This window comes from Diaphorobacter limosus, from assembly GCF_033100095.1.
GTDB lineage: Bacteria > Pseudomonadota > Gammaproteobacteria > Burkholderiales > Burkholderiaceae_C > Alicycliphilus > Alicycliphilus limosus.
In genome coordinates this window covers 78,545-102,975 of sequence record NZ_CP136921.1, presented here as the reverse complement: position 1 = coordinate 102,975, position 24,431 = coordinate 78,545, and the positions used below count along the sequence as shown (strand labels likewise).

Annotated in this window: 23 protein-coding genes and 3 tRNA genes; 23 read left to right on the top strand and 3 right to left on the bottom strand. The window is 64.7% G+C overall.

What is annotated here, in order from left to right; genetic code table 11:
• Window positions 1-10 precede the first annotated feature (10 nt).
• From P4826_RS00525 to P4826_RS00415, 23 genes are all read left to right on the top strand, one after another.
• The gene (locus P4826_RS00525) at window positions 11-1,423 is read left to right on the top strand and encodes a multicopper oxidase family protein (protein ID WP_201395713.1); all 1,413 of its coding nucleotides are present in this window, start codon (window positions 11-13) and stop codon (window positions 1,421-1,423) included.
• Window positions 1,424-1,456: 33 nt separating this feature from the next.
• Window positions 1,457-1,954, top strand: coding sequence for a cupredoxin domain-containing protein (locus P4826_RS00520; RefSeq protein WP_201395714.1), 498 nt, complete (start codon window positions 1,457-1,459; stop codon window positions 1,952-1,954).
• A 79-nt stretch (window positions 1,955-2,033) separates the two neighbouring features.
• Window positions 2,034-2,375, top strand: coding sequence for a copper-binding protein (locus P4826_RS00515; protein ID WP_201395715.1), 342 nt, complete (start codon window positions 2,034-2,036; stop codon window positions 2,373-2,375).
• Window positions 2,376-2,449: 74 nt separating this feature from the next.
• Window positions 2,450-2,920, top strand: a complete 471-nt coding sequence (locus P4826_RS00510) for an EMC3/TMCO1 family protein (RefSeq protein WP_201395716.1) — start codon at window positions 2,450-2,452, stop codon at window positions 2,918-2,920.
• Between the two features lie 10 nt (window positions 2,921-2,930).
• On the top strand, window positions 2,931-3,209 hold the full coding sequence (locus P4826_RS00505; RefSeq protein ID WP_201395717.1) for a DUF2933 domain-containing protein: 279 nt from the start codon (window positions 2,931-2,933) through the stop codon (window positions 3,207-3,209).
• A gap of 4 nt (window positions 3,210-3,213) precedes the next feature.
• On the top strand, window positions 3,214-3,861 hold the full coding sequence (locus P4826_RS00500) for a methyltransferase family protein (RefSeq protein WP_103045654.1): 648 nt from the start codon (window positions 3,214-3,216) through the stop codon (window positions 3,859-3,861).
• A 55-nt stretch (window positions 3,862-3,916) separates the two neighbouring features.
• Window positions 3,917-4,420: a c-type cytochrome gene (locus tag P4826_RS00495; protein ID WP_201395718.1), complete on the top strand. Its 504-nt coding sequence runs from the start codon at window positions 3,917-3,919 to the stop codon at window positions 4,418-4,420.
• A 180-nt stretch (window positions 4,421-4,600) separates the two neighbouring features.
• A complete protein-coding gene (locus P4826_RS00490; protein ID WP_201398494.1) occupies window positions 4,601-6,712 on the top strand; it encodes a copper-transporting P-type ATPase in 2,112 nt (703 codons plus the stop codon).
• A 35-nt stretch (window positions 6,713-6,747) separates the two neighbouring features.
• Window positions 6,748-7,008, top strand: coding sequence for a hypothetical protein (locus P4826_RS00485; RefSeq protein ID WP_317702091.1), 261 nt, complete (start codon window positions 6,748-6,750; stop codon window positions 7,006-7,008).
• Window positions 7,009-7,052: 44 nt separating this feature from the next.
• Window positions 7,053-7,589: a hypothetical protein gene (locus P4826_RS00480; protein WP_236598214.1), complete on the top strand. Its 537-nt coding sequence runs from the start codon at window positions 7,053-7,055 to the stop codon at window positions 7,587-7,589.
• Between the two features lie 75 nt (window positions 7,590-7,664).
• Window positions 7,665-8,981, top strand: a complete 1,317-nt coding sequence (locus tag P4826_RS00475) for a TolC family protein (protein ID WP_201395719.1) — start codon at window positions 7,665-7,667, stop codon at window positions 8,979-8,981.
• Window positions 8,982-8,995: 14 nt separating this feature from the next.
• Window positions 8,996-10,477 (top strand): efflux RND transporter periplasmic adaptor subunit, encoded by a 1,482-nt coding sequence (locus P4826_RS00470; RefSeq protein ID WP_201395720.1) that lies wholly within the window; start codon window positions 8,996-8,998, stop codon window positions 10,475-10,477.
• Window positions 10,474-13,593, top strand: coding sequence for an efflux RND transporter permease subunit (locus tag P4826_RS00465; protein ID WP_201395721.1), 3,120 nt, complete (start codon window positions 10,474-10,476; stop codon window positions 13,591-13,593). The genes P4826_RS00470 and P4826_RS00465 overlap by 4 nt, the downstream gene beginning before the upstream one ends.
• Window positions 13,594-13,645: 52 nt before the next feature.
• Window positions 13,646-14,542 carry a LysR family transcriptional regulator gene (locus tag P4826_RS00460; RefSeq protein ID WP_317703676.1) on the top strand — a complete coding sequence of 299 codons (897 nt, stop codon included), beginning with the start codon at window positions 13,646-13,648 and terminating at the stop codon, window positions 14,540-14,542.
• Entirely contained in the window at window positions 14,542-14,802 is a 261-nt protein-coding gene (locus P4826_RS00455) for an EexN family lipoprotein (RefSeq protein ID WP_146913441.1), read from the top strand. Before P4826_RS00460 ends, P4826_RS00455 begins: the two co-directional genes overlap by 1 nt.
• Window positions 14,803-15,025: 223 nt before the next feature.
• The gene (locus P4826_RS00450; RefSeq protein ID WP_201395723.1) at window positions 15,026-17,023 is read left to right on the top strand and encodes a conjugal transfer protein TraG; all 1,998 of its coding nucleotides are present in this window, start codon (window positions 15,026-15,028) and stop codon (window positions 17,021-17,023) included.
• A complete protein-coding gene (locus P4826_RS00445; RefSeq protein ID WP_201395724.1) occupies window positions 17,020-17,496 on the top strand; it encodes a ribbon-helix-helix protein, CopG family in 477 nt (158 codons plus the stop codon). Before P4826_RS00450 ends, P4826_RS00445 begins: the two co-directional genes overlap by 4 nt.
• Window positions 17,493-18,689 (top strand): P-type conjugative transfer protein TrbJ, encoded by a 1,197-nt coding sequence (trbJ, locus tag P4826_RS00440; RefSeq protein ID WP_317702090.1) that lies wholly within the window; start codon window positions 17,493-17,495, stop codon window positions 18,687-18,689. Before P4826_RS00445 ends, trbJ begins: the two co-directional genes overlap by 4 nt.
• A gap of 11 nt (window positions 18,690-18,700) precedes the next feature.
• Complete coding sequence (trbL, locus tag P4826_RS00435) at window positions 18,701-20,068, top strand: P-type conjugative transfer protein TrbL (RefSeq protein ID WP_201395730.1); 1,368 nt, start codon at window positions 18,701-18,703, stop codon at window positions 20,066-20,068.
• Between the two features lie 30 nt (window positions 20,069-20,098).
• Window positions 20,099-20,803, top strand: a complete 705-nt coding sequence (gene trbF, locus P4826_RS00430) for a conjugal transfer protein TrbF (RefSeq protein ID WP_317702089.1) — start codon at window positions 20,099-20,101, stop codon at window positions 20,801-20,803.
• Window positions 20,800-21,804 carry a P-type conjugative transfer protein TrbG gene (gene trbG, locus P4826_RS00425; RefSeq protein WP_317702088.1) on the top strand — a complete coding sequence of 335 codons (1,005 nt, stop codon included), beginning with the start codon at window positions 20,800-20,802 and terminating at the stop codon, window positions 21,802-21,804. The genes trbF and trbG overlap by 4 nt, the downstream gene beginning before the upstream one ends.
• A gap of 2 nt (window positions 21,805-21,806) precedes the next feature.
• Window positions 21,807-23,072 (top strand): TraB/TrbI/VirB10 family type IV secretion system protein, encoded by a 1,266-nt coding sequence (locus P4826_RS00420; RefSeq protein WP_317702087.1) that lies wholly within the window; start codon window positions 21,807-21,809, stop codon window positions 23,070-23,072.
• Window positions 23,069-23,311, top strand: coding sequence for a DUF2274 domain-containing protein (locus tag P4826_RS00415; RefSeq protein ID WP_019372997.1), 243 nt, complete (start codon window positions 23,069-23,071; stop codon window positions 23,309-23,311). Before P4826_RS00420 ends, P4826_RS00415 begins: the two co-directional genes overlap by 4 nt.
• Before the next feature lie 661 nt (window positions 23,312-23,972).
• On the opposite strand, the gene P4826_RS00410 is transcribed toward P4826_RS00415, so the two are convergent.
• The 3 genes from P4826_RS00410 to P4826_RS00400 all read right to left on the bottom strand — a co-directional run bounded on the left by P4826_RS00410 (window position 23,973) and on the right by P4826_RS00400 (window position 24,421).
• Window positions 23,973-24,048, bottom strand: a tRNA-Gly gene (locus tag P4826_RS00410).
• A 165-nt stretch (window positions 24,049-24,213) separates the two neighbouring features.
• Window positions 24,214-24,287: transfer RNA gene (locus P4826_RS00405), tRNA-Cys, on the bottom strand.
• Window positions 24,288-24,345: 58 nt separating this feature from the next.
• Window positions 24,346-24,421, bottom strand: a tRNA-Gly gene (locus P4826_RS00400).
• Window positions 24,422-24,431 lie beyond the last annotated feature (10 nt).

Below are 24,431 nucleotides of genomic sequence, written 5' to 3'. Positions count from 1 at the left end.
GACGATTGCCATGACATCCAGAAGAGATTTTTTCAAGGTCGCCGGGATTGCGGGCGGCGCCGTCGCGGCCGGCGCGGTCAGCCGTGTCGCCATGGCGGCCTTGCCCGAGCCCGTCATTCAGACCAGCCCAAACACCATGGCGCCACTGATCCCCGATTCGGGCCGGCCGTACAACCCCGTGGTCACGCTCAACGGCTGGACGCTGCCTTGGCGGATGAACCAGGGCGTCAAGGAGTTTCATTTGGTGGCCGAACCCGTGGTGCGCGAGATGGCTCCGGGCATGAAGGCCCACCTGTGGGGCTACAACGGTCAGAGCCCCGGCCCGACCATCGAAGTGGTGGAGGGCGACCGCGTGCGCATCTTCGTCACCAACAGGCTGCCTGAGCACACAGCCGTGCACTGGCATGGCCAGCGCCTGCCCAACGGCATGGATGGCGTGACCGGTCTGACGCAGCCAGCCATTCCGTCCGGCAAGACCTTCGTCTACGAGTTCGTTGCGCGCCGCCCGGGCACCTTCATGTACCACCCGCACGCCGACGAGATGGTGCAAATGGCCATGGGCATGATGGGCTTCTGGGTCACGCACCCGAAAGCCAAACACTCCTTGATCGACGAAGTGCAGCGGGATTTCTGTTTCCTGCTCAGTGCGTATGACATTGAGCCAGGCGCTGCAACGCCCAAGGTCGCGGAAATGACGGACTTCAACCTGTGGACATGGAACAGCCGTGTCTTTCCGGGCATCGACTCCTTGAATGTCCGTCTCAATGACAAGGTTCGCATTCGCATCGGTAACCTCACCATGACCAACCACCCGATGCACGTGCATGGTCATGAATTCACGGTCACCGGCACCGATGGCGGCCCCGTGCCCAAAAGCGCGCGCTGGCCCGAGGTGACCACCGACGTGGCCGTGGGCCAGATGCGCCAGATCGAATTCGTTGCCGACGAGGAAGGCGACTGGGCCTTTCACTGCCACAAGAGCCATCACACTATGAACGCCATGGGGCACAACGTGCCCACGCTCATTGGCGTGGACCACAGCGGCCTGTCCAAAAAGATCAACCAGCTGATCCCGGACTACATGGTCATGGGCGAACGCGGCATGGCCGACATGACCGAGATGGAAATGCCGATTCCCGACAACACCATCCCGATGATGACCGGTGAAGGACCGTTCGGGTCGGTGGAGATGGGCGGCATGTTCAGCGTGCTCAAGGTGCGCCGTGACCAGAAGCCGGGCGACTACACGAACCCGGGCTGGTTCAAGCATCCCGCCGGCACGGTGGCGCATGAGGTCACCGGCCCCATGGCCGAGCCGGCGCGTTTCAGTGCCGAGGGCGGCCAGTCCATGCCGCGCCAGCGCAAGCCGGCAACGCCGACCGAAGTCAAGGTGCGCAAGCCCGCTTCGCATGGCGAGCATTGAATTTTCCCTTCGATTTCCAACCCGAGAACACCCATGAAATTCACGCGATCCACTATTTCTCAACTCTTCGCCATGCTTGCGCTGGCCGCATCGGGGGCAGCCTTTGCCAGCGGCAACCATGCGGGCGGCCACGGCCATGACGAGGGGGGCGAGACGGCCATTGGCAAGCCCGGTGTCGCCGCCAAAGCCAGCCGCACCATCACCATCGAGATGAGCGACAAGATGCGCTTCACGCCTTCCGACCTGACGGTCAAAAAGGGCGAGACCGTGCGTCTCATCGTCAAGAACACCGGACAGCTCAAGCACGAACTCAGCCTCGGCACTCAGGAGGAACTGATGGAACACCTGGAGCAGATGAAGAAATTCCCCGGGATGGAGCACGACGAGCCCGGCAAGATCACCCTGGAGCCGGGCAAGCAGGGCGAGATCGTCTGGCAGTTCACCAAGGCGGGTGTCGTCGATTTCGCCTGCCTGCTACCGGGCCACTATGAAGCCGGCATGAAGGGCGCCATCAAGGTGGGCCGCAAGTGATGGCCTGAAACGCCCACCACAGCCGGCCCAGCCATGGCCGAGCCAGCCTATAGATCCATCCATTCACCCAGAGGTCACCATGAACACCATCCAACGTCTGCTCACCCTCTCCGCCCTGGCCATGGGCCTTGCCCTGCCGATGGCGGGCCATGCCCAGGTCAGCCCCAGTCCAGGCCAGGTGGCGGCGCCTGTGTCGGACTCCATGACCGATGGCGAGGTCAAGAAGGTCGATCCGGACAACGGCAAGATCACCCTCAAGCATGGAGACATCAAGAACCTGGACATGCCCGGAATGACCATGGTCTTCACCGTTCGCGACAAGGGCCAACTCACCAAGCTCAAGCCCGGCGACAAGGTGCAATTCATGGTCGTCCAGGAAGGCGGGAAGATGGTCGTCACCGACATCCAACCCGCGCACTGAGCAGAGTCACCACCGCATCATGCCGCCGGACGCGGCTGCCCTAGCCAACCCCTGCAACGCAAGAAGGAAGCATCATGGTTCATATTCGCCATACCCTGATCGGTCTCTGTGTCGCCGCCGCCTCCGTGGGCGTGCTGGCGCAAGGCGCCGACGGGCACAAGGACCACCACCCGGCGGAAACGACCGCCCCTGCGGCGGCAGCTCCGGCGCCGGCTGCAGCACCGCCATCGCAGGCCATGAGCCCGGACATGATGGCCGCGATGGAACAACGCATGCGGGCCATGCACGAGAAGATGGCCGCCGCCAAGACGCCCCAGGAGCGCCAGGCGTTGATGGCCGAACACATGAAGACCATGCAGGACGGCATGCGCATGATGAAGTCGATGCACGGCCAGATGGCATCGGGCAACCCACCCGCCGGTATGGCTGGCATGCAGCACGACCCGCAGATGATGGAAAAGCGCATGGCCATGATGGAGTCGATGATGCAGATGATGATGGATCGAATGTCCATGCCGCAAACCTCCACTCCCGGCACAAAGTGAGGAGGCCGTCATGACCCATGACCATGCATCCCATCCGCAGAGTGTGCAGACCGGCGGGTTCTGGCGCTCGCGCTATGCCATCGGCCTGCTCGTGTTCGGCGCCGTCGCCGGGTACTTCCTATGGACCGAACACCGTGCCCACCTGGCGCAATGGTGGCCCTATGCCTTCCTGCTGGCCTGCCCGCTGATGCATGTCTTCATGCACAAAGGCCATGGTGGTCATGGCGGCCACGGTGGTGGCGCCGGAGCCACTGGCCAGGGCACTGGACAAAACTCCGACAGGGGCTGAGGCCATGGAGCACACGGGATCTTCGTATGGCCTGTGGACTCTGGTGGTGCTCAACGTGGCGATCTTCGTCATGTTCGCCTTCAGCTTCTTCAAGCCGGCCAGCGCGCGCGACTGGCGCAGTTTCGGGGCGTTCACAGCGTTCATCGTGGCGCTGTTCGTGGAGATGTATGGCTTCCCGCTGACCATCTACTTCCTGTCGGGCTGGCTGGGCCAGAAGCTCCCGGGCGTGGACCTGCTGAACCACAACGCCGGTCACCTGCTGGAGCTGCTGTTCGGCTGGGGCGGTGATCCGCACCTTGGGCCATTCCACATCCTCAGCTACCTGTTCATTGGCGGTGGCTTCTGGCTGCTGGCCGCGGCTTGGCCCGTGCTCTACGAGGCCCAGCGGCAGGGGCGGCTGGCGCGCACCGGTGTTTACGCTCGGGTGCGGCATCCGCAGTACATCGCCTTCGTGCTGATCATGTTCGGCTTTCTCCTGCAATGGCCGACCTTGCTGACGCTGTTGATGTTCCCGGTGCTTGTGGTGATGTATGCCCGCCTGGCGCACAACGAGGAGCAGGAAAGCGGACGCCGTTTTGGACAGGCTTGGCAGGAGTATGCGCAGCATGTCCCGCGTTTCATTCCGCGCTGGGGCGCATGGGTTCAGCCTTGAGCGACGCATCCGATGACCAGAATGTGACCATCAGCATGAAATCAAGGAAGTTGCGATGACGTTGAAACCGCTGATCCTGGGGGCCGTAGGATTGCTGGCCTTGCTGCTGGTCGCAGGGGTGGGTTACTTTTCCCTGCGCGCCAGCAACCGGCCAGTGACGCCGCCGCCGCACAGCATGCGTCCCGATGATCCCCAGGTGCTGCGCGTCGGCGCCCGCATCTACGCGCAGCAGTGTGCGGCTTGCCATGGGGCCAAGGGCGAGGGCCAGCCCAACTGGCGTGATCGTGGATCGGATGACTTGCTTCCTGCGCCGCCGCACGATCCCAGCGGCCACACTTGGCACCATCCCGACGAGCAACTGTTCGCCATCACTAAGCAGGGACTGGCCCAATTGATCAATCAGCCCGACTACCGTACGGCGATGCCCATCTATGGTGGAGTATTGAGCGACGACGAGATCGTGGCCGTGCTGTCATGGATCAAGGCGCAATGGCCGCCAGAGATACGGCGCCGCCACGACGAAATCAATGTCCAGTACCGCCAGTCTTTGTCCCGATAGCCATCGGGGCATGGGCCAATGCGGACCGAATGCGTCCACAAGGAAAGGGACTTGACCTTGCCGCGATGGCAAGGTCAAGAATCGAGATAACTCAACAAAGGCATGGGCATGAACCAACACCTGCATCACCACGGCCATACCGCAGGCGAACAGACCCCGGCAACTTCTGCCGCGGTGCCCATGGAGGCCCCGGCGGGCACCATCTACACCTGCCCCATGCACCCGGAAGTGCAGCAGGATCATCCCGGCAATTGCCCGAAATGCGGCATGTCGCTCGAACCGGTGATTCCGCTGGATGAGGAGGACAACAGCGAACTGATCGATTTTCAGCGCCGCTTCTGGTGGACCCTGCCGCTGACCGTGGTGGTCACCATCCTGGCGATGTTCGGCCACCGCCTCGGCTGGTTCGACATGAAGACCCAGACCTGGGTCGAGCTGGTGCTGTCGCTGCCGGTGGTGTTGTGGACGGGATGGCCATTCTTTGTCCGCTGCTGGCAGTCCATCGTCAACCGCAGCCCCAATATGTGGACGCTGATCGGCCTGGGCACCGGCGCCGCCTTTGTCTACAGCGTGGTCGCCACCCTCGCGCCCGGCGTGTTTCCAGACTCGTTCATCGCCCACGGCCGCGTCGCCGTCTATTTCGAGGCGGCGGTCGTCATCATCTCGCTGACCATGCTGGGTCAGATCATCGAATTGAAGGCGCGCTCGCAGACTTCGGCGGCCATCAAGGCTCTGCTGGGCCTGGCCCCCAAGACGGCGCGCCGCATCAATGCCGACGGCAGCGAGGAGGACGTGCCTTTGAACCATGTTCACGTCGGCGACCTGCTGCGCGTGCGGCCCGGCGAGAAAGTGCCCGTCGATGGCGTGGTGACCGAGGGCAGCAGTGCCGTCGATGAATCCATGCTCACCGGCGAGCCCGTGCCGGTGACCAAGCGCGCCGGCGACGGCCTGATTGGCGCCACGATGAACACCAGCGGCGCACTGGTGATGCGCTCGGAGAAGGTCGGCGCCGCCACCATGCTGTCGCAGATCGTGCAGATGGTGGCCAATGCCCAGCGCTCCAAGGCGCCGATGCAGCGCATGGCCGACGTGGTGGCCGGCAAGTTCGTGGTCGTGGTGGTGCTGATCGCAATCGCGACCTTCTTCGTCTGGGGATTCTTCGGCCCCGAGCCGAGCTGGGTGTTCGGCCTGATCAACGCCGTGGCGGTGCTGATCATTGCCTGCCCTTGCGCGCTGGGCCTGGCGACCCCGATGTCCGTGATGGTCGCCACCGGCCGCGCGGCAACGCAGGGGATTCTATTCCGCGATGCCGGCGCCATCGAAAAAATGCGCGAAGTGGATACGCTGATCGTGGACAAGACCGGCACCCTGACCGAAGGCAAGCCGGCCTTCGACACCGCCGTCGCCGACCCGGGCTACACGCCGGATGAGGTGCTGCGCCTGGCGGCCAGTCTGGATCAGGGCAGCGAGCACCCGCTGGCGGATGCCATCGTCCGCGCCGCGCGGGACAAAGGGCTGAGCCTGACCAAGGCCGACGACTTCGAATCGGGCAGCGGCATCGGCGTGCGCGGCACGGTCGAAGGCAAGCATCTGGTGCTGGGCAACACCGCCTTGATGCAGCAGGAGAACGTGGCCACCGATGCGCTCAAGGCGGACGCAGAGCGCCTGCGCAGCGAGGGTGGCAGCGTGATGCACCTGGCCGTGGACGGGCGGCTGGCAGGCATCCTGGCCGTCACCGACCCGATCAAGGCCACCACGGCCGACGCCATCAAGACGCTGCACGACAGTGGCCTGCGCATCGTCATGGCGACGGGCGACGGCCTGACCACGGCCCGGGCGGTGGGCGCTAAGCTCCGCATCGACGAAGTGCATGGCGAAGTCAAGCCGGCCGACAAACTGGCCTTGGTGGAGCGGCTGCAGAAGGAGGGGCACGTCGTCGCCATGGCCGGCGACGGCATCAACGACGCACCTGCCCTGGCCAAGGCCGACGTGGGCATCGCTATGGGCACCGGCACCGACGTGGCCATGAACAGCGGCCAGATCACCCTGGTCAAGGGCGATCTGCGCGGCATCGCAGCCGCGCGCGACATCTCCATCGACACCGTGCGCAACATGCGCCAGAACCTGTTGTTCGCCTTCGTTTACAACGGTATCGGCGTGCCCATCGCCGCCGGCGTGCTTTATCCCATCACGGGCTGGTTGCTGTCTCCATTGATTGCAGCACTGGCCATGAGCCTGAGCTCGGCCTCCGTCATCTTCAACGCGCTGCGGCTGCGGCGCGCACGAGGCTAACCCGCATCGAGACAATCAAAGAAAGGAGATCGATCATGATGAACGGAATGTATATGAACGACATGGCGTGGTGGTTTGGCGCCCACTGGCTGATGATGCTGCTGGGTGCGGTGGTGATCGTGCTGCCGTTTTGGAAGATCTTTGCCAAGGCGGGCTTTTCCGGCTGGCTCGGCCTGCTGATGATCGTCCCCATGGTCAACCTGATCGCACTGTACGTGCTTGCGTTCTCGGAGTGGCCGAGATCGAAACGCGCCGACAAGTTGGATTCCGGTGAAATGAATCCAGGGTCTCGGTGACCTCGCATGCGCGGTGACTGGGCTGTCACGCGGGTAGATGAGCCATGGTGGCACTTCTTTCCTGGGACGGCTCTCTGATCCGCGGCAAGTTGTCACACATCCAGCACAGCGAACATCCCACCATGGTTTCCATCCGACGCATCGTCACACAATGGGGCCGCCGAATCGTCGGCGGCCTCATCGTGACCTTGTTGTTCTCGCAGATGGCGCTGGCGATGTATGCCTGCCCCAAGCTGGATGCGGATACGCACGCGGCATCGATGCAGATGGCGGGCATGGCCATGGACGAAGCCGCCGGCATGTCCGCCATGCCGGACTGCCATGCCATGCCAGGGACGATGGACGACGAGTCTCCGCAGTTATGCCGTGCCCATTGCAGCGGTGACGGCAAGCCCGCGCCGTCTCCGCAAGGGCTGGACGTTCCATCTATTGCGGCGGCCCATGCGGTCTGGATTGCCTACCTGCTTCCCGTGGTGCCCGACCCGCAATCATCGACCGGCGCCAGGTTTGACCCAGCGTGGCTCGACCACCGAACGGGCTCTCTCCCCCTCTATCTCACTTTCCAAGTCCTGCGCAATTGACACACCAGGTCGTGCCCGTCGTGCATTGGCACGGCAGAACACGTGACTTCGTGGCTATCAATTTCGAGGACCATCATGCTTATTTCTTCCTCCGGCGCTCCCGGCGAGCGTCGCCCCGCGCCTGGACATGGCGTATTGCGTGCGATCCCGCGCCGCACATGGATACATCGACTGAGCATCTTGAGCATTGCCCTGGCTGGCAGCATGTTCGCCGCCAGCCGGACCTACGCGCTCAGCTTTGCCGAAGCACGAGAAATCGCTGAACAGCAAAGCCCGCGGGTTTCCGCGCAGCGATTGCAGATCGACGCGGTCGAGTCCGCGCAGAAGGCCGCCGGCACGCTACCCGATCCCAAGCTCTCCGTCGGTCTTGAAAACCTCCCCATCAGCGGCATGGACCGCTGGAGCCTGACGCGCGAGTCCATGACCGGGCAGCGCCTGGCCCTGATGCAGGAGGTTCCCAATCAGGCCAAGCGCGCGGCCAAGGTGGCCAGCGCCCAGGCGCGCGTGGAACGCGAACGCGCGGCGCTGGTGCTGCAGCGCCTGCAGATACGGCAGGAACTCGGTCTGGCCTGGATCGCCGCGCAGGCAGTCGAGCAGCGGGAACAGTTGCTGACGGAGCTGCTGGCGGAGAACCAGCGCCTGCAAGACAGCCTGCCCGCGCGGGTGGCGGGCGGATCGGCCCAGGCAGGCGACCTGCTGGCCGCGCAGCAGGAGGCGCTGGCGCTGTCGGACCGGCGCGACGACCTGCAACGCGACCGGTCCAAGGCGCGAGCCATGCTGCGGCGCTGGGTCGGGCCGCGCGCCGACGAATCGCTACAGGGCGGCACCGGACCGCTCATCCATCCCGTTGCGCAGTTGCGCGCCGAGCTATCCAGCCACGCCGAGCTGGCGCTGTACCCGACCATGCAAAGCATGGCACGGGCGGAATCCCACGAGGCGCAGTCGGAATCGCGTGGCGACTGGTCCTGGGAAATTGCCTATAGCCGACGCGATCGTCGATGGGGCGACATGGTGTCGTTCCAGGTGACGTTCGATCTGCCATGGCAAAAGGATCGACGCCAGACCCCGATGATCCAGGCCAAGCAGCGCGAGCTGGAGCGCCTGGAAGCCGAGCAGGAAGACGTGGCGCGGCGGCATTTGCAGGAGCTTGACGACAGCGCGGCCGAATTGCAGGCCCTGGACAGCCAGATCGAGCGCCTCAAGTCCACCGGGCTGCAGTTGGCGCAGGGGCGAGCGGAGCTCGCGCTGGGCAACTACCGGGCCGCCAAGGGCGACCTGGGCGCCGTGCTCGGCGCCCGCGCTCAGGTGCTGGAGACGCGCCTGCGCCTGATCGACCTGCAAGCCCAGCGCGACGGCGTGACGACGCGCCTGAACAGCCTGATCGCTGATTAACGGATCTCACAACCATGAACAACTCTCTGAAAAAATCGCTCGCGGGCCTGACGCTGATCGCCATCGGCGTGGCCGCGGGTTGGGGCCTGTCCCAATGGCGCAGCAGCACACATGCTGTGGACGGAGCAGCGCCCCAAGCCGGCGCGGCGGCCGAGCGCAAGGTGCTGTACTGGTACGACCCCATGTCGCCGACGCAGAAGTTCGACAAGCCCGGCAAGTCTCCTTTCATGGACATGGATCTGGTACCCAAGTATGCCGACGAGGATGCCCAGGACAGCGTGGGCCTGAGCGTATCGGCCCAGACCGTGCAGGCGCTGGGTCTGCGCACGGCCGAGGTGGTGCAGCGCGCCATAGGCTCCGATGTGGACGCGGTGGGAACGGTGCTGCTCAACGACCGCGATGTCAGCATCGTGCAGGCGCGCTCCGCCGGCTTTGTGGAGCGGGTCTATGCGCGCGCGCCGGGCGATGTGATCGCGGCCGGCGCGCCGCTGGCGGATCTGCTGCTGCCGGAATGGGTGGCGGCGCAGCGCGAATTTCTGGCGGTGCGTGCGCTCAAGGATGAGTCGCTGACGGCGGCCGCCCGGCAAAGGCTGCTGCTGCTGGGCATGCCGCAGGCCCTGGTGGCCCAGGTGGAGCGCACGGGCGAGCCCAGGGGCGTCTACACCGTGACCACGCCCCAGGGCGGGCTGGTGGCCGAGCTCATGGTGCGCCAGGGCATGACTATCTCTGCGGGCGCAAGCCTGGCGCGCGTGAATGGCCTGGGCACCGTCTGGATCGAGGCCGCAGTACCCGAGGCGCAAAGCGGCCCGCTGCAACTGGGGCAAGAAGCCCAGGTGCGCCTGGCGGCGTTTCCCGGCGAGGTGCTGCGGGCGCGCATCGTGAGCATCCTGCCGCAGGCCAACAGCGACACGCGCACGGTGCGCGTGCGGCTGGAACTGGCCAACCCCGGCCAGCGCCTGAAGGCCGGCATGTCCGGCCAGATAACGCTCAAGGGCCGCGAGCAGCCCGCACTGCTGGTTCCCAGCGAAGCCGTCATCCGCACCGGCAAGCGCGCCCTGGCCTATGTGGTCGATGGCCCTGGCAAATTCCACCCCGTGGAGGTGCAGCTGGGGGCGGAGATCGGCGACCAACTCGTGGTGCAAGGTGGACTGGAGGCGGGGCAGCAGGTGGTGGCCTCGGCACAGTTCCTGATCGACTCCGAGGCCAGCCTGCGCGGCCTGTTGCCCGCAGCGCCGGGGGCGACGCCGGAGCATGGGGCGCATGGCGCGGCCCCGGCCTACACGGTGCGCGGTGTGGTGGAAGAAGTCTCCACTGCCGAGCTGACGCTGGCGCATGACGCCATCCCCGCCCTCAAGTGGCCCGCCATGACCATGGGCTTCAAGCTGGCCGACCCCCGCCTCGCCGCAGGCCTGGCACCCAAGCAACAGGTGCGCTTCACCTTCTCCAAGCAGGGAGAGGACTACGTGATCACCGCCATCGAAGGGATCAAGCCATGATTGCCAAATTGATCCGCTGGTCGGTGGCGAACCGCTTTCTGGTGCTGCTGGCCACGGCCATGCTTACGGCCTGGGGGGTGTGGGGCGTGCGCAGCACGCCCGTGGATGCCTTGCCGGACCTGTCCGACGTGCAGGTCATCATCCGTACCAGCTACCCCGGCCAGGCGCCGCAGATCGTGGAAAACCAGGTCACCTATCCCCTGGCCACGACCATGCTGTCGGTGCCGGGGGCCAAGACGGTGCGCGGCTTTTCGTTTTTCGGGGACTCGTTCGTCTATGTCCTGTTCGAAGATGGCACTGACCTGTACTGGGCGCGCTCGCGGGTGCTGGAGTACCTGAACCAGGTTCAGGGACGCCTGCCGGCCACAGCCAAGCCGGCCCTGGGGCCGGATGCCACGGGGGTGGGCTGGATCTTCCAGTACGCACTGGTGGACCGCACGGGCAAGAACGATCTGGCGCAGTTGCGCGCGCTGCAGGACTGGTTTCTGAAGTTCGAGCTCAAGAGCCTGCCCAATGTGGCAGAGGTAGCCTCGGTGGGCGGCATGGTCAAGCAGTACCAGGTTGTGCTCGACCCGGTCAAGCTCGCCTCCTACGGACTGAGCCAGGAGCAGGTGCGCGCGGCGCTGGTGGCCGCCAATCAGGAAACTGGCGGCTCGGTGCTGGAGCTGGCGGGGGCCGAATACATGGTGCGCGCCAGCGGCTATCTGAAAACCCTGGATGATTTCCGTGCAGTACCGCTGGTGGCGCGCGGCGGTGTGCCGGTGCGCCTGGGCGACGTGGCCACGCTACAGATCGGGCCGGAGATGCGGCGCGGCATCGCCGAACTCGATGGCGAGGGCGAGGTCGCCGGCGGCGTGGTCATCCTGCGTTCGGGCAAGAATGCCCAGGAGACGATTGCCGCCGTCAAGGCCAAGCTGGGCGAGCTGCAGGCCAGCCTGCCGCAGGGGGTGGAGATCGTCACCACCTACGACCGCAGTGCCCTCATCGAGCGCGCCATCCGCAACCTCACCATCAAGCTAGGGGAGGAGTTTCTGGTGGTGGCGCTGGTCTGCGTGCTGTTCCTGTGGCACCTGCGCTCGGCGCTGGTGGCCATCATTTCGTTGCCGCTGGGGGTGATGATGGCCTTCCTCATCATGCGCTACCAGGGGATCAATGCCAACATCATGTCGCTGGGCGGCATCGCCATCGCCATAGGCGCGATGGTGGATGCGGCCGTGGTCATGATCGAGAACGCGCACAAGAAGCTGGAAGCCTGGCAACACGCGCATCCGGATCAGCGGCTGCAAGGCAAGGAACGCTGGGAGGTGATCACGCGGGCCGCGGAGGAAGTCGGTCCGGCGCTGTTCTTCTCGCTGCTCATCATTACCTTGTCCTTCATCCCCGTCTTTACCCTCGAAGCCCAGGAGGGACGCCTGTTCGGGCCGCTGGCGTTCACCAAGACCTACGCCATGGCGGCGGCGGCGGGCCTGTCCGTGACGCTGATCCCGGTGCTCATGGGCTACTGGATTCGCGGACGCATTCCCGACGAGCAGAAGAATCCCATCACCCGCATGCTGATTGCGGTGTACCGGCCCAGCCTGGAATGGGTGCTGCGCTGGCCCAAGGCAACCTTGCTGATCGCGGTGCTGGCGCTGGCGACCACGGCCTGGCCGCTGGCCCGGCTTGGTGGCGAATTCCTGCCCCGGCTGGATGAGGGGGATCTGCTCTATATGCCCTCGGCCTTGCCGGGGCTGTCGGCGCAACGCGCCACGGAGCTGCTGCAGCTCAGCAACCGCATGATCAAGACGGTGCCCGAGGTCGAAACCGTGTTCGGCAAGGCGGGTCGTGCGGAAACCGCGACCGACCCCGCGCCGCTGGAGATGTTCGAGACCTCGGTGAAGCTCAAGCCCCGAGAGCAATGGCGCGCCGGCATGACGCCCGAGAAGCTCATCGAGGAGCTGGATCAGGCGGTGAAAATCCCCGGCCTGTCCAACATCTGGATTCCGCCGATCCGCAACCGCATCGACATGTTGGCTACCGGCATCAAGAGTCCGATCGGCGTCAAGGTGACGGGCAACGACCTGCATGTGATCGATCGCATCGCGGCAGAGGTGGAGCAGGTCGCGAAGGGCATTCCAGGCGTGTCGTCATCGTTGGCGGAGCGGCTGACCGGCGGCCGGTATGTGGACGTGCAGATCGACCGCGTGGCGGCGGGGCGCTATGGGCTGAACGTGGCCGATGTCCAGGCGGTCGTCGCCGGTGCCGTCGGTGGCGAAAACGTGTCGGAGACCGTGGAGGGGCTGGCGCGCTTCCCGATCAATCTGCGATACGCGCGTGAATGGAGGGATTCACCGGAAAGGCTGAAGCAACTGCCCATCTTCACCCCCATGGGGCAACAGATCACGCTGGGCACGGTGGCGCGCATCGCCATCACCGATGGCCCGCCCATGCTCAAGAGCGAGAACGCGCGCCCGTCCGGCTGGGTGTACGTTGACGTGCGCGGGCGCGACCTGGCCTCGGTGGCTAACGAGCTGCGCGATGCGATCAGCCGTCAGGTGAAACTGGAGCCGGGGGTGAGCATTGCCTACTCTGGGCAGTTTGAGTACATGGAGCGGGCCAATGCGCGCCTGAAGGTCGTGGTGCCGGCCACCTTATTGATCATCTTCATCCTGCTGTACCTGACCTTCGGGCGCGTGGACGAGGCGAGCTTGATCATGGCCACCTTACCGTTTGCTCTCACAGGGGGTATCTGGTTCCTGTATCTGCTGAACTACAACCTGTCCATCGCCACAGGGGTCGGGTTCATCGCGCTGGCGGGTGTAGCGGCGGAGTTCGGCGTGGTCATGCTTATTTATCTGAAGCACGCCCTGGAGGAACGCTGCCCTGATGGCCGCAGGCCGACGCTGCCAGAACTGCTGGACGCGATTCGGGAAGGCGCCGTGCTGCGCGTGCGACCCAAGGCCATGACCGTAGCGGTCATCCTGGCGGGCCTGGTGCCCATCGTCTGGAGTAGTGGCACGGGCTCGGAGGTCATGAGCCGCATTGCGGCGCCTATGCTCGGAGGCATGGTGACGGCACCATTGCTGTCCTTGTTCGTGATTCCCGCTGTATATGTGTTGATGCGCAAGCCGCGCTAGCTTGAAATACCAGCAGGATTGATTCATGTAATTACGCCACCTTCGCTGCTTTATCGCAGTCGCAGAGGAACTTCACTTTGCTCGCGCGGCCGAGAAATTGCATATCGAGCAATCACCGTTGTCGCGCGCAATCAAGGAGCTGGAAGAAGAACTGGGCGTGATGCTGTTCGCCCGCACTACGCGCAGCACTCGGCTGACTCGCGCTGGAAGGTTGTTCCTGGAGCATGTGCAGCGTGTCTTCACCGCTTTGGAGCAGGCGCGCGACAGTGTGCAAGCCGCAGCCAACGGGTTCGACGGTCAGTTACGTATCGCCTTGTCCGACGGCATCACTCCTTCACGTCTTCCGGCCTTGCTCGCGCGCAGCCGCGAAGAAGACCCGGAGGTGGAAATCCGGCTGTTCGAGGTGCCTTTGGCCCAGCAGATCAAGGGGTTGCATGACGACCTGTACGACGCCGGATTCTCGATGGCCGAGGATGCGGGCGATGGCATCCTTGTAGAACCAGCCTGGGACGATCAGCTGATGGTGGCGGTGCCGGCACGCCACCCCGTATTGGCCTTCAAACGTATCCCTTTGGATGAGGTTCTGCGCTACCCATTGGCATTGGGTGATCCGGCAAGCTGCGAAGGGCACGCGCGCCAGGTGGATCGCTTCCTGCGCCAGCAGACAGCGCAGGAGCCGCTGATCGCGCAACGGGTGGCGACGTTCGAGGTCATGATGACGCTGGTTTCCGCTGGGCTGGCCCTGGGGCTGGCAGGCGCTGCGCACATTGCATCCAGCCGCGAACTGAACGTGGTGGCCCGCCCCTTGGCAGGCAGGCCACCGATGTTGACTACTTACCTGCTGCGTCGGGATACTGAACCGACTCAGGTGCTGGCGCGCTTCATCGAGCGGTTTCAGCTTATCGGCTCGACAGGCGGTGATGCGGCCACCATTCGGGGAGGTGTGTGATGCGTGATTCAGTGATGCTTGCGGCATTCGCCGCCATTGTTCTTGTCGCCTGCGGTAAACCCGAGTCAGCCGCGATGGAAACTGTGGAATCGCTGGCTGCCAATCCAGAGCGCCTCAAGACGCTGCGCGAGCAGTGCAGGCTGGAGAGGGCCAAGATGGGTGATGAGCTGTGCAATCGTGTCTCGGAGGCGACGCGAAAACGCTTCTACGGGAATGGCAACGTACCCTACACACCGCCGAAAGAACCACCCAAGTTCTAACTGCCCAATTGCCGATCGTGACCGGTGGGCCACGCACCATTCGCTTTTTGCTTGACACGCCGCAATGCGCCCGCGCTTGCGGCGGTTTTACGTGCTGCGCCCCGGCGCGAATTCTTGCTTTTTTCTCGACCGTTCTCACGATAACAGTCTTTGACCGGCACTCCCTGCGGCACTGATCCTGATGCCTGCGGCACGTCGTTGTGTCGTAAATGGAGGCAGGGGCATGCAAGGGACGAATGTGCTGTTCGGTCAGATCGCCGTCGTGTTCGGCATCGTGATCGCTGGCGTGTGGGCAGCCACACAATGGACGGCAGCGGCCCTGGGCTATCAGCTACGCCTTGGCTCGCCTTGGTTCGATTTCTTCAGCACGCCGGTCTATCACCCTTGGCGGTTGTTCGAGTGGTGGTTCCTCTTCGACGCCTACGCGCCGCGCGTCTTTGACACGGGCGGCGCCATCGCGGGTGGCAGCGGCTTGCTGGGGGTGGTGGTCGCCATCGGCATGTCGATCTGGCGCTCGCGGCAGTCGCGTTTGGTCACGACCTACGGATCGGCCCGCTGGGCGAGTGCGCAAGACGTTCGCAAGGCCGGCCTCACGCAGTCGACCGGCGTGTTCCTTGGCCAGCACGATCGCCAGTATCTGCGCCATGAAGGCCCGGAACACGTCCTGACCTTTGCGCCCACGCGCAGCGGCAAAGGCGTCGGTCTGGTTGTGCCGACGCTTCTGTCCTGGCCCGCGTCCGCCGTCATCCACGACATCAAGGGCGAGAACTGGAGCATCACCGCCGGCTGGCGCTCGCGTTTCTCGCACTGCCTGCTGTTCAACCCCACAGACAGCCGGTCGGCCGCCTACAACCCGCTGCTGGAGGTGCGGCGCGGCGCGCATGAAGTGCGCGATGTGCAGAACATCGCGGACATCCTGGTCGATCCCGAGGGCGCGCTGGAGAAGCGCAACCACTGGGAAAAGACCTCGCACGCGCTGCTGGTCGGGGCCATCCTGCACGTGCTCTACGCGGGCGAAGACAAGACGCTGCGCGGCGTGGCGAACTTCCTGTCCGATCCGGCCAGTCCCTTCGAGCTGACCCTGCACCGCATGATGACCACACACCACCTGGGCGATGGGCCGCATCCGGTGGTGGCCTCGGCGGCGCGCGAAGTGCTCAACAAGAGCGACAACGAGCGTTCCGGCGTGCTGTCCACGGCCATGTCGTTCCTCGGCCTGTACCGCGACCCCACGGTGGCGGAAGTCACTTCGTGCTGCGACTGGCGCATCGCCGACCTGATCGCGGCCGAATCCCCCGTATCGCTGTATCTCGTGGTGCCGCCTTCGGACATCTCGCGGACAAAGCCGCTCATTCGCCTGATCCTCAACCAGATCGGGCGGCGCCTCACCGAATCGCTCGACGGCTCCGACGGCATCAAACGCCGCCACAAGCTGCTGCTGATGCTCGACGAGTTCCCGGCACTCGGACGTCTGGACTTCTTCGAGACGGCGCTGGCCTTCATGGCCGGCTACGGCATCCGCAGCTTCCTCATCGCGCAGTCGCTCAACCAGATCGACAAGGCCTACGGCCAGAACCACTCCATCCTCGACAACTGCCATGTCCGGGTGACGTTCGCCACCAACGACGAACGCACCGCCAAACGGATTTCCGAGACGCTGGGCACCGCGACCGAACTGCGCGCGCAGCGCAACTACGCGGGCCACCGACTGGCGCCGTGGCTGGGGCACCTCATGGTGTCGCGCCAGGAAACGGCCCGTCCGCTGCTGACGCCGGGCGAAGTGATGCAGCTTCCGCCGGATGAATCGGTGGTGATGGTGTCCAGCCTGCCACCGATCAAGGCCAAGAAGCTGCGCTACTACACGGACGCCAATTTCAAGTGTCGCGTGTTGCCGCCGCCTTCGCTTGCGGATGGGCACTACGCCGACGTGCCTCCCTCGCGGCTCGACGACTGGAGCGGGCTGGCGCTTCCCGCCGTGCCGGTCGCACCTGTTGCCGATGCCGCCGAAGGCTTCGCTGCCGCATCCGACGGCGGCCCACGCCGTCAGCCCGAGCTAACTGAGGCCGTCGCCTACGACCCCGGGCTGGCCGCTCCCTCCACCGACCTCGCGCTGCTCGACGACGACGACCTACTACTTCCCCTTCCTCGCCAGCTTGATCCGGCCATGCAGCGCACGGCCCGGCTGGCTTCCCTCGACCCCAACGACGGAATCGAGCTATGAGCCAGCACCGCCTGAATCTTTTTATTCAACCTGAGCACGCCAGGCGTCTGGACGAACTGGCCGCCAAGAAAGGCGTGTCCAAGTCGTCCATCGTCGCAGCGGCACTCGCATCGTGGCTGTCGCCCGATGCCGCCGACCAGCGCGAGGCGGCGATTGCCAAGCGGCTGGATCGTCTCTCGCGCCAGGCTGAGCGCCTGGAGCGCGACCAGAACATCCAGATCGAAACGCTGGCGCTGTTCATCCGCTACTACCTGACCGTGAGCACGCCGGTTCCCGAGGCGCATCAAGAGGCCGCCCGCGCCCAGGGCAAGGCGCGGTTCGAGCAGTTCGTGGAGCAGTTGGGTCGCCACCTGCTGCGCGGGCGCAGCCTGGTGCGCGACGTGGTGGAGGAGCTGCACCCCCAAGTTCACGAGTTCGGGATGCGGATGGAGGACGCGGCGGCGGTTGCGCAGGCGCGGGAGCGTGCGTCATGAGCGCCCGCATTCCCATTGAAGGGCAGTCCATGACCGCCACCTCGCTCAACCGCCGCATCCAGATGCTGCGCACGGCGATGGGGCCGCTGATCGCCGCTGCACTTGAAGACCCGGACGTGGTGGAGGTGATGCTGAATCCCGATCGCACCCTTTGGGTGGATCGGCTTTCCTCGGGCCGTGCGCCGATGGGCGTGGAACTGTCCGAAGCGGACGGCGAGCGAATCATCCGTCTTGTGGCCGCCCACGTCGGCGCAGAGGTGCATCGCGGGCAACCACTGTTGTCCGCTGAATTGCCAGAAACCGGCGAACGCTTCGAGGGCATCTTGCCGCCTGCCGCTCCGGGGCCGGCCTTCGCCTTGCGCAAGCGCGCCGTGGGCGTGATCCCACTCTCGCGCTACATCGAAGACGGCATGATGACGGCTGAACAGGCGGGCTTTCAGGTGCGGGCCGTGCGCGAGCGCCAGAACATCCTGATTGCCGGCGCGACAAGCAGTGGCAAGACCACGCTCGTCAATGCGCTGCTGGCGGAGATTGCCGCCACGGGCGACCGCGTGCTGGTGCTCGAAGACACGGTGGAGTTGCAGTGCGCGGCCCGCGACCATGTGCCACTGCGCACGCGCCGGGGCGTCGTGTCCATGCAGGAGCTGGTGCGCTCCTCCAACCTGGCCAGCCTGCCGTTCAGCGTAGTGAGCCGCCTGCGCAGTAATCTGGCGCTGACCCAGCGGCTGATCGAGCAGGCCAAGGGGCTGGCTTACGACGTGGCGAATCTGGACAAGGAGTTCAAGCGCCTGTATCCCGAGCAGTACGCCGCCACGGTGAGCGGCAATCAGATGTACCTCGATGCGCAGGAGCGTTGGAAGAACACGCTCAATGGTCTGCGAACCACCATGCAGATGCAGGCTCAGGCGTCGCAGAACCTGAGTGACGACGAAAGCGTGCTGGCTGACCTCGTGGGTAAGAGCCAGTCGGCCGAGGGCGCGCTGCAAGCGATGCAGGCCATGAACCAGCTGCTGGCCTTGCAGGCCAAGCAGTCGATCCAGACACAACGGTTGCAGATCACGCAGGACCGGGCGGCCTCGCTGGAACTGGCGCGGCAGGCGGCGGCTGCGGAACGCGGGCGTGAGGTGCGGCGACGTTTTCTTGGCACGGGCACGCCGTACACGCCGCAGACCGTCAACTTCTACGGCAACTGACGAGCCGGGTCATGAATGACGTGACGGTCATCGACCGATTTCTCGACACGTTCTCGCGCTACATCGACTCGGGTTTCGGTCTGCTGCAGGGGGAGGTGGCTTTCCTCACGGCGACGCTGATCGTCATTGACATGACGCTGGTGGGCTTGTTCTGGGCCATGGGTCATGCCAGCGGCCAGGGTGAGGACGTCATGGCCAAGCTGATCCGCAAGGTGCTCTACGTGGGCGCCTTCGCTTACATCATCGGAAACTTCAATACCCTGGCGGGCATCGTGTTCCGGTCGTTTGCTGGGCTGGGACTGACGGCCAGCGGTTCGACCCTGAGCATGGGTCGCTTCCTGCAACCGGGGTGGCTCGCAAAGACAGGGCTGGATGCGGCAGCGCCCATCCTTCAGCAGATCGGTGATCTGGCAGGCTTCCCCGAGGTGTTCGTCCACCTCGACATGATCGTGGTGCTGTTCTTCGCTTGGCTGGTGGTCATCGTCAGTTTCTTCGTGCTGGCGGTGCAGCTCTTCATCACGCTGATCGAGTTCAAGCTGACCACGCTGGCCGGGTTCGTGCTGGTTCCGTTTGCGCTGTGGAACAAGACTGCGTTCCTGGCCGAGAAGGTACTGGGCAATGTGGTGTCGGCGGGCATCAAGGTGCTGGTGTTGGCCGTCATTGTGGGCATCAGCTCGGGGCTGTTCGCCGAATTCAGGATTCCGCCTGGCTCCGAACCTTCCATCGACCGGGCGCTGGTCATCATGCTGGCCTCGCTGTCCATGCTGGCCCTGGGCATCTTTGGGCCGGGCATTGCCACCGGACTGGTGTCGGGCGCGCCACAGCTTGGCGCTGGCGCGATGGCCGGGGCCGCGCTGGGTGCGGCCGGCGCTGCCGTTGCCGTGGGTGCTGCGGCCACGGGCGTCGGCGGTGCGGTAGCCGCCGGGGCACGCATGGCGCCCGCAGCCGCCAGGCTGGCTGGTAGCGGCGCGCGGGTCGCCGCTGGAGCCGCCAGCAGCGCGCGGTCGGCGTTCCAGGCCAGCTCCGCATCCGCCGGCGGCGGCCTCAAGGGCGCCGCCGCTGGTGTAGGCAATGTTGCCAAGACCGGCGCGCAGGCGGCCGGGCAGAAGGTGGCCTATGGGGCGCGCTCGATGAAGGAGCGTGTCGCTGCCGCCTTCCGGCCCGATGAAGCTGCCTCGGCACCCGGGGCTGGTGCCGAGGCGCAGGGCGCCAGCAATGCCACCGCTTCATCCCCATCCACCGAGCAACCCGCCTGGGCCAAACGTCTGCATCGCCGTCAGCAACTCGCCCATGCCGCGACCACTGCCGCCCACACGCTGCGCGGGGGCGATGGCGGCGGCTCGGGACAAGGGCCGAGCTTGCGTAGTCCAGATGAATGAAGCGATTCCTGATCCTCAAGGAGAACCCCCATGCGATTCAAACGACCGCAGGTGCGCTACGCCGATACGCCGCAGCCTGCCACCCCGTACCAATCCGCGGCGCAAGTCTGGGACGAGCGCATCGGTTCGACCCGCGTGCAGGCCAGAAACTGGCGTTTCATGGCCTTTGGCTGCCTCACGCTGGCGGTGTTGATGGCGGGCGGCCTGGTCTGGCGCTCGGCCCAGTCCATTGTCACGCCTTATGTCATCGAGGTGGATAACGCGGGCCAGGTGCGTGCTGTCGGCGAAGCCGCCACGCCCTACAAGCCGAGCGATGCGCAGATCGCCTACCACCTCGGCCGCTTTATCGGCCTGGTGCGCTCGCTGTCCATCGATCCCATCGTTGTGCGGCAGAACTGGCTCGATGCCTACGACTACACGACCGACAAGGGCGCCGTGGTGCTCAACGAGTACGCCCGCGTGACCGATCCGTTCGCGCGCATCGGCAAGGAGTCGGTGACGGTGCAGATCACCAGCGTAACCCGCGCCAGCGACACGTCTTTCAACGTGCGCTGGACGGAGACGCGCTTCGTCAATGGCGTGCTGGATCGCACTGAACGCTGGAACGCAGTGATTTCCACGGTGCTGCAAGCCCCGCGCACCGAGCAGCGCCTGCGCAAGAACCCTCTGGGCATCTACGTCAACGGCCTGTCGTGGAGCCGCGAACTGGAAGCGAATGAAGGAGCAAAACCATGAATGATCTTTTCTGTAAATCTGCCTTGCCGGTGGCGCTGTTAGCTTCGACGGTGCTGTTCTCTGGCTGCGCCACGCAGGGCAAGCCGCCGCCGACCATTTCGCTCGATGAGCCGGTGCAGGCCCAGCCGCTGCCGGAGCCGCCTGTGCCCGTGGAGGTAGTAGCCGTATCGCAGGTGCTGCCGATGCCGGCGCAGATGAAGCCTGTGCCGGATGCCAAGCCCGCCGCAGAACCTGCCGATGAAACCGTGCGCGTTTCGCGCGCCAATGCCGAAGCGCGCATTGCGCCTACGCGCGAGGGCTATGTCAACGCGATTCAGGTCTGGCCCTTCACCGATGGCGCGCTGTACCAGGTCTACGCGGCCGTGGGCCGCGTGACCGTGATCGCGCTCCAGCCAGGCGAGGAACTGGTGACGGTGGCGGCGGGCGATACCGTGCGCTGGATCGTGGGTGATACATCGAGCGGCAGCGGCGATGCGCTGCGCGTCAACGTGATGGTCAAGCCGATCCGCTCGGGCCTGAAGACCAATCTGGTCATCACCACCAGCCGCAGGACGTACCTGCTGGAACTGACTTCGACCGAGAAGACATGGATGGCATCGGTGTCCTGGGAGTACCCGAAGGACAAGATGCTGGCCCTGCAGCGCCAGTCGCAGGCGGCCAGCGCCGCCGCGCCGGTCGATAGCGGCCTGTCGCTGGAGAAGATCCGTTTCCGCTACGCGGTCAGCGGCAGCAATCCGCCGTGGAAGCCGCTGCGCGCCTTCGACGATGGCGAGAAGGTCTACATCCAGTTCCCCGCCGGCATCGCACAAGGCGAGCTGCCGCCGCTGTTTGTCATCGGCGCGCAGGGTGACGGACAACTGGTGAACTACCGTTTCCGCTCGCCGTACTACATCGTGGATCGGCTGTTCGGCGCGGCCGAATTGCGCCTGGGCGGCGACAAGGGCGACGTGGTGCGCATTGAGCGCACAGACGGTGTCTCGGGTGGCACGCGGAGGAACTGACCATGAGCCAGGACGATTCCCCTGACCTTGCGCCGCAAACGGGCAAGGTCGCGCCCGAGGCGGTGGCGCTGCGCGCCCAGCCGCGCCCGGTCACGCGCCTGAACCGGCGCACCTTGGCCATGCTCACCGGCGGCCTGTCGGTCGCCGTGCTCGGGGCCACGATCTGGTCGTTGCAGCCGCATCGACGCGGTGCGGGCGAGCAGACCGAGCTGTACAACGTGGATCGCATGTCGAAGTCCGAAGGGCTGGACGGCCTGCCGTCGGATTACTCCAAGCTGCCGAAGGTGCCGGAGCTGGGGCCGCCGCTGCCGGGCGACCTTGGCCCAGCCATCGTGAAGTCGCAGCAACCGATGGCGCCGACGTATGCGCCACCGGGCCACGACCCGGAGGATGCACAGCGCAAGGAGGCCGAAGCAGCCGCAGCTTCTTCGGTGTTCTTCCGCTCGGGCACTCCCGGCAAGGGCGCAGCGCCAGGCACGGCGCAAGTCGCTGCGACTGGCTCGGCATCAGGCTTGGCGGGCTTCGACCCGCTGGCCGCTGGCCCGGCCTCGACGGCGGCCCAGCCCGCCGACCCGACCGCCGTGCAGAACCGGCAAGACCAGAAAGAGGCGTTCCTGAAAGGCGGTTCTACGGAAACCCGTAATTCCGGCAATCTGCAAATGCCGTCCTCGCCGTACCAGGTCATGGCCGGAACGGTGATCGCCGGGGCACTGGTGACGGGCATCAAGTCGGACTTGCCGGGCGACGTGATCGCCACGGTGACGGAGCCGGTCTATGACACGGCCACGGGCAAGTTCCTGCTGATCCCGCAGGGCTCGCGCATCCTGGGCAAGTACAACAGCCAGGTGAGCTACGGGCAAAGCCGCGTGCAGGTGGTGTGGAACCGCATCATCCTGCCAGACACGTCGTCGCTGAAGCTCGACAACCTCGCGGGCACCGATCCGGCCGGCTATGCCGGGCTGGAGGATGGTGTCGATTGGCATTGGGATCGCGTCTTCGCGGGTGCGGCGCTGACGACCCTGCTGGGCGTGGGCGCCGAGCTGGCCGCGCCGGAGAACCGGCAGGATGGCAACCGCATCGTGATCGCCGGGCGCGACAGCGCGCAGGACAGCATCAATCAGGTCGGCCAGGAGATGACCCGGCGCAACATGAACATTCAGCCGACCTTGACCGAGCGGCCGGGCCTGCCGGTACGGATCATCGTGAACCGTGACTTGGTTTTGCGACCGTACCAACCGCTGTTCTTCAACAGGGGGGCGATGCGATGAACACGACCAAGAAGCTGCGGCTCGGGCCGCTGCCCAAGACCGAAAGCGTCAAGCTGACCTTTGCCTGCCCGGCCAGCCTGAAAGCCGACCTCGACCGCTACGCCGCGCTGCACGCGCAGGCATACGGCGAGGCAGTAGATGCCTTGACGCTGATTCCGCACATGTTGGAAGCCTTCATGGCTGGCGATCGGGGATTCAAGCGCACACAACCCAAGAACGGAAAAGCCGCCCCTGCGTAAACGGGGGCGGCTCTGGATTGGTGCCCGAGGCCGGAATCGAACCGGCACGCCTTTCGGCGAGGGATTTTCTTACCACTTCGACTTTCGCCGCCAGCGCACACGCGCTGTTCGTGGTCTGGAGCACGCCTTCACCATAGCCTTGCGGCCGTAGGTGCCCGCCGTCTGCTCTCTACACCTTCCCAAACTGTAGCTTGGGCTTGGCTCGGCGTTGGCTCGGATGCCGAAGCATCCAGGGCTTTCGCCGATTTTGACGGGCTTCACTTCAGGCGTTTCCCCCCGAAGGCTCAAATTGTTCAAGTCCCTTGTGTCTACCGATTTCACCACTCGGGCGTAGTGCGCAATGCGCAGGAACACCTACTTCCATCTACTGGCGCCTAGTTGGCCCCTAACCGCCAAGCCAAGCTATGAAGCTGCATCTTGAATGCTCGCAAACCGTTGTCACTATTGACCTTGTGACTCGTTGGCGCAAGCAGAGAAGACTTGACAAAACAGATTTTAAGTCCGCAGTGTCTACCAATTTCACCATCGGGGCGCCGGCCGCCAGGCAAGCGTCGGGGCAGCGTAACCGTAGCAGCACTTCAACGCAAGCCACGGACACATTCACCACCTCACAGCCGCTTTTGCCAAGAAAAAAGGGAAGCCTAAGCTTCCCTTTCAATTTTGGAGCGGGAAATCGGTCTCGAACCGACGACCTCAACCTTGGCAAGGTTGCGCTCTACCAACTGAGCTATTCCCGCAAACTCTCTACGCACGCCATTCAATGCATACGTTTCAAACAATCTTGCATTCTACTATTGATTTCAGCCGTCATGCAAACGAATACCGAAACCTGCACGAGGCAGACAAAACCCAAGTTAGCAGCCACCACACCAACACATCACATGCATTGCACATTGATGAACTGGAGGCGCGGGCCGGAGTCGAACCGGCCTCAACGGATTTGCAATCCGACGCATAACCGCTTTGCTACCGCGCCAAATCTGACCTCTTGGCAAAAAAGGGGGAAGCAAAAGCTTCCCCTTTTTGCCGAAAAGTGGAGCGGGAAATCGGTCTCGAACCGACGACCTCAACCTTGGCAAGGTTGCGCTCTACCAACTGAGCTATTCCCGCATTTTACCGA

Excerpts from the sequence above, each read along its gene's own strand:
- trbL (WP_201395730.1), top strand. The coding sequence starts at position 18,701 with ATGAATGACGTGACGGTCATCGACCGATTTCTCGACACGTTCTCGCGC.
- P4826_RS00485 (WP_317702091.1), top strand. The coding sequence starts at position 6,748 with ATGATGAACGGAATGTATATGAACGACATGGCGTGGTGGTTTGGCGCC.
- P4826_RS00420 (WP_317702087.1), top strand. The coding sequence starts at position 21,807 with ATGAGCCAGGACGATTCCCCTGACCTTGCGCCGCAAACGGGCAAGGTC.
- P4826_RS00525 (WP_201395713.1), top strand. The coding sequence starts at position 11 with ATGACATCCAGAAGAGATTTTTTCAAGGTCGCCGGGATTGCGGGCGGC.
- trbG (WP_317702088.1), top strand. The coding sequence starts at position 20,800 with ATGAATGATCTTTTCTGTAAATCTGCCTTGCCGGTGGCGCTGTTAGCT.
- P4826_RS00515 (WP_201395715.1), top strand. The coding sequence starts at position 2,034 with ATGAACACCATCCAACGTCTGCTCACCCTCTCCGCCCTGGCCATGGGC.
- P4826_RS00475 (WP_201395719.1), top strand. The coding sequence starts at position 7,665 with ATGCTTATTTCTTCCTCCGGCGCTCCCGGCGAGCGTCGCCCCGCGCCT.
- P4826_RS00445 (WP_201395724.1), top strand. The coding sequence starts at position 17,020 with ATGAGCCAGCACCGCCTGAATCTTTTTATTCAACCTGAGCACGCCAGG.
- trbF (WP_317702089.1), top strand. The coding sequence starts at position 20,099 with ATGCGATTCAAACGACCGCAGGTGCGCTACGCCGATACGCCGCAGCCT.
- P4826_RS00450 (WP_201395723.1), top strand. The coding sequence starts at position 15,026 with ATGCAAGGGACGAATGTGCTGTTCGGTCAGATCGCCGTCGTGTTCGGC.
- P4826_RS00455 (WP_146913441.1), top strand. The coding sequence starts at position 14,542 with ATGCGTGATTCAGTGATGCTTGCGGCATTCGCCGCCATTGTTCTTGTC.
- P4826_RS00465 (WP_201395721.1), top strand. The coding sequence starts at position 10,474 with ATGATTGCCAAATTGATCCGCTGGTCGGTGGCGAACCGCTTTCTGGTG.
- P4826_RS00495 (WP_201395718.1), top strand. The coding sequence starts at position 3,917 with ATGACGTTGAAACCGCTGATCCTGGGGGCCGTAGGATTGCTGGCCTTG.
- P4826_RS00505 (WP_201395717.1), top strand. The coding sequence starts at position 2,931 with ATGACCCATGACCATGCATCCCATCCGCAGAGTGTGCAGACCGGCGGG.
- P4826_RS00415 (WP_019372997.1), top strand. The coding sequence starts at position 23,069 with ATGAACACGACCAAGAAGCTGCGGCTCGGGCCGCTGCCCAAGACCGAA.
- P4826_RS00510 (WP_201395716.1), top strand. The coding sequence starts at position 2,450 with ATGGTTCATATTCGCCATACCCTGATCGGTCTCTGTGTCGCCGCCGCC.
- P4826_RS00490 (WP_201398494.1), top strand. The coding sequence starts at position 4,601 with ATGGAGGCCCCGGCGGGCACCATCTACACCTGCCCCATGCACCCGGAA.
- P4826_RS00480 (WP_236598214.1), top strand. The coding sequence starts at position 7,053 with ATGGTGGCACTTCTTTCCTGGGACGGCTCTCTGATCCGCGGCAAGTTG.
- trbJ (WP_317702090.1), top strand. The coding sequence starts at position 17,493 with ATGAGCGCCCGCATTCCCATTGAAGGGCAGTCCATGACCGCCACCTCG.
- P4826_RS00520 (WP_201395714.1), top strand. The coding sequence starts at position 1,457 with ATGAAATTCACGCGATCCACTATTTCTCAACTCTTCGCCATGCTTGCG.
- P4826_RS00500 (WP_103045654.1), top strand. The coding sequence starts at position 3,214 with ATGGAGCACACGGGATCTTCGTATGGCCTGTGGACTCTGGTGGTGCTC.
- P4826_RS00470 (WP_201395720.1), top strand. The coding sequence starts at position 8,996 with ATGAACAACTCTCTGAAAAAATCGCTCGCGGGCCTGACGCTGATCGCC.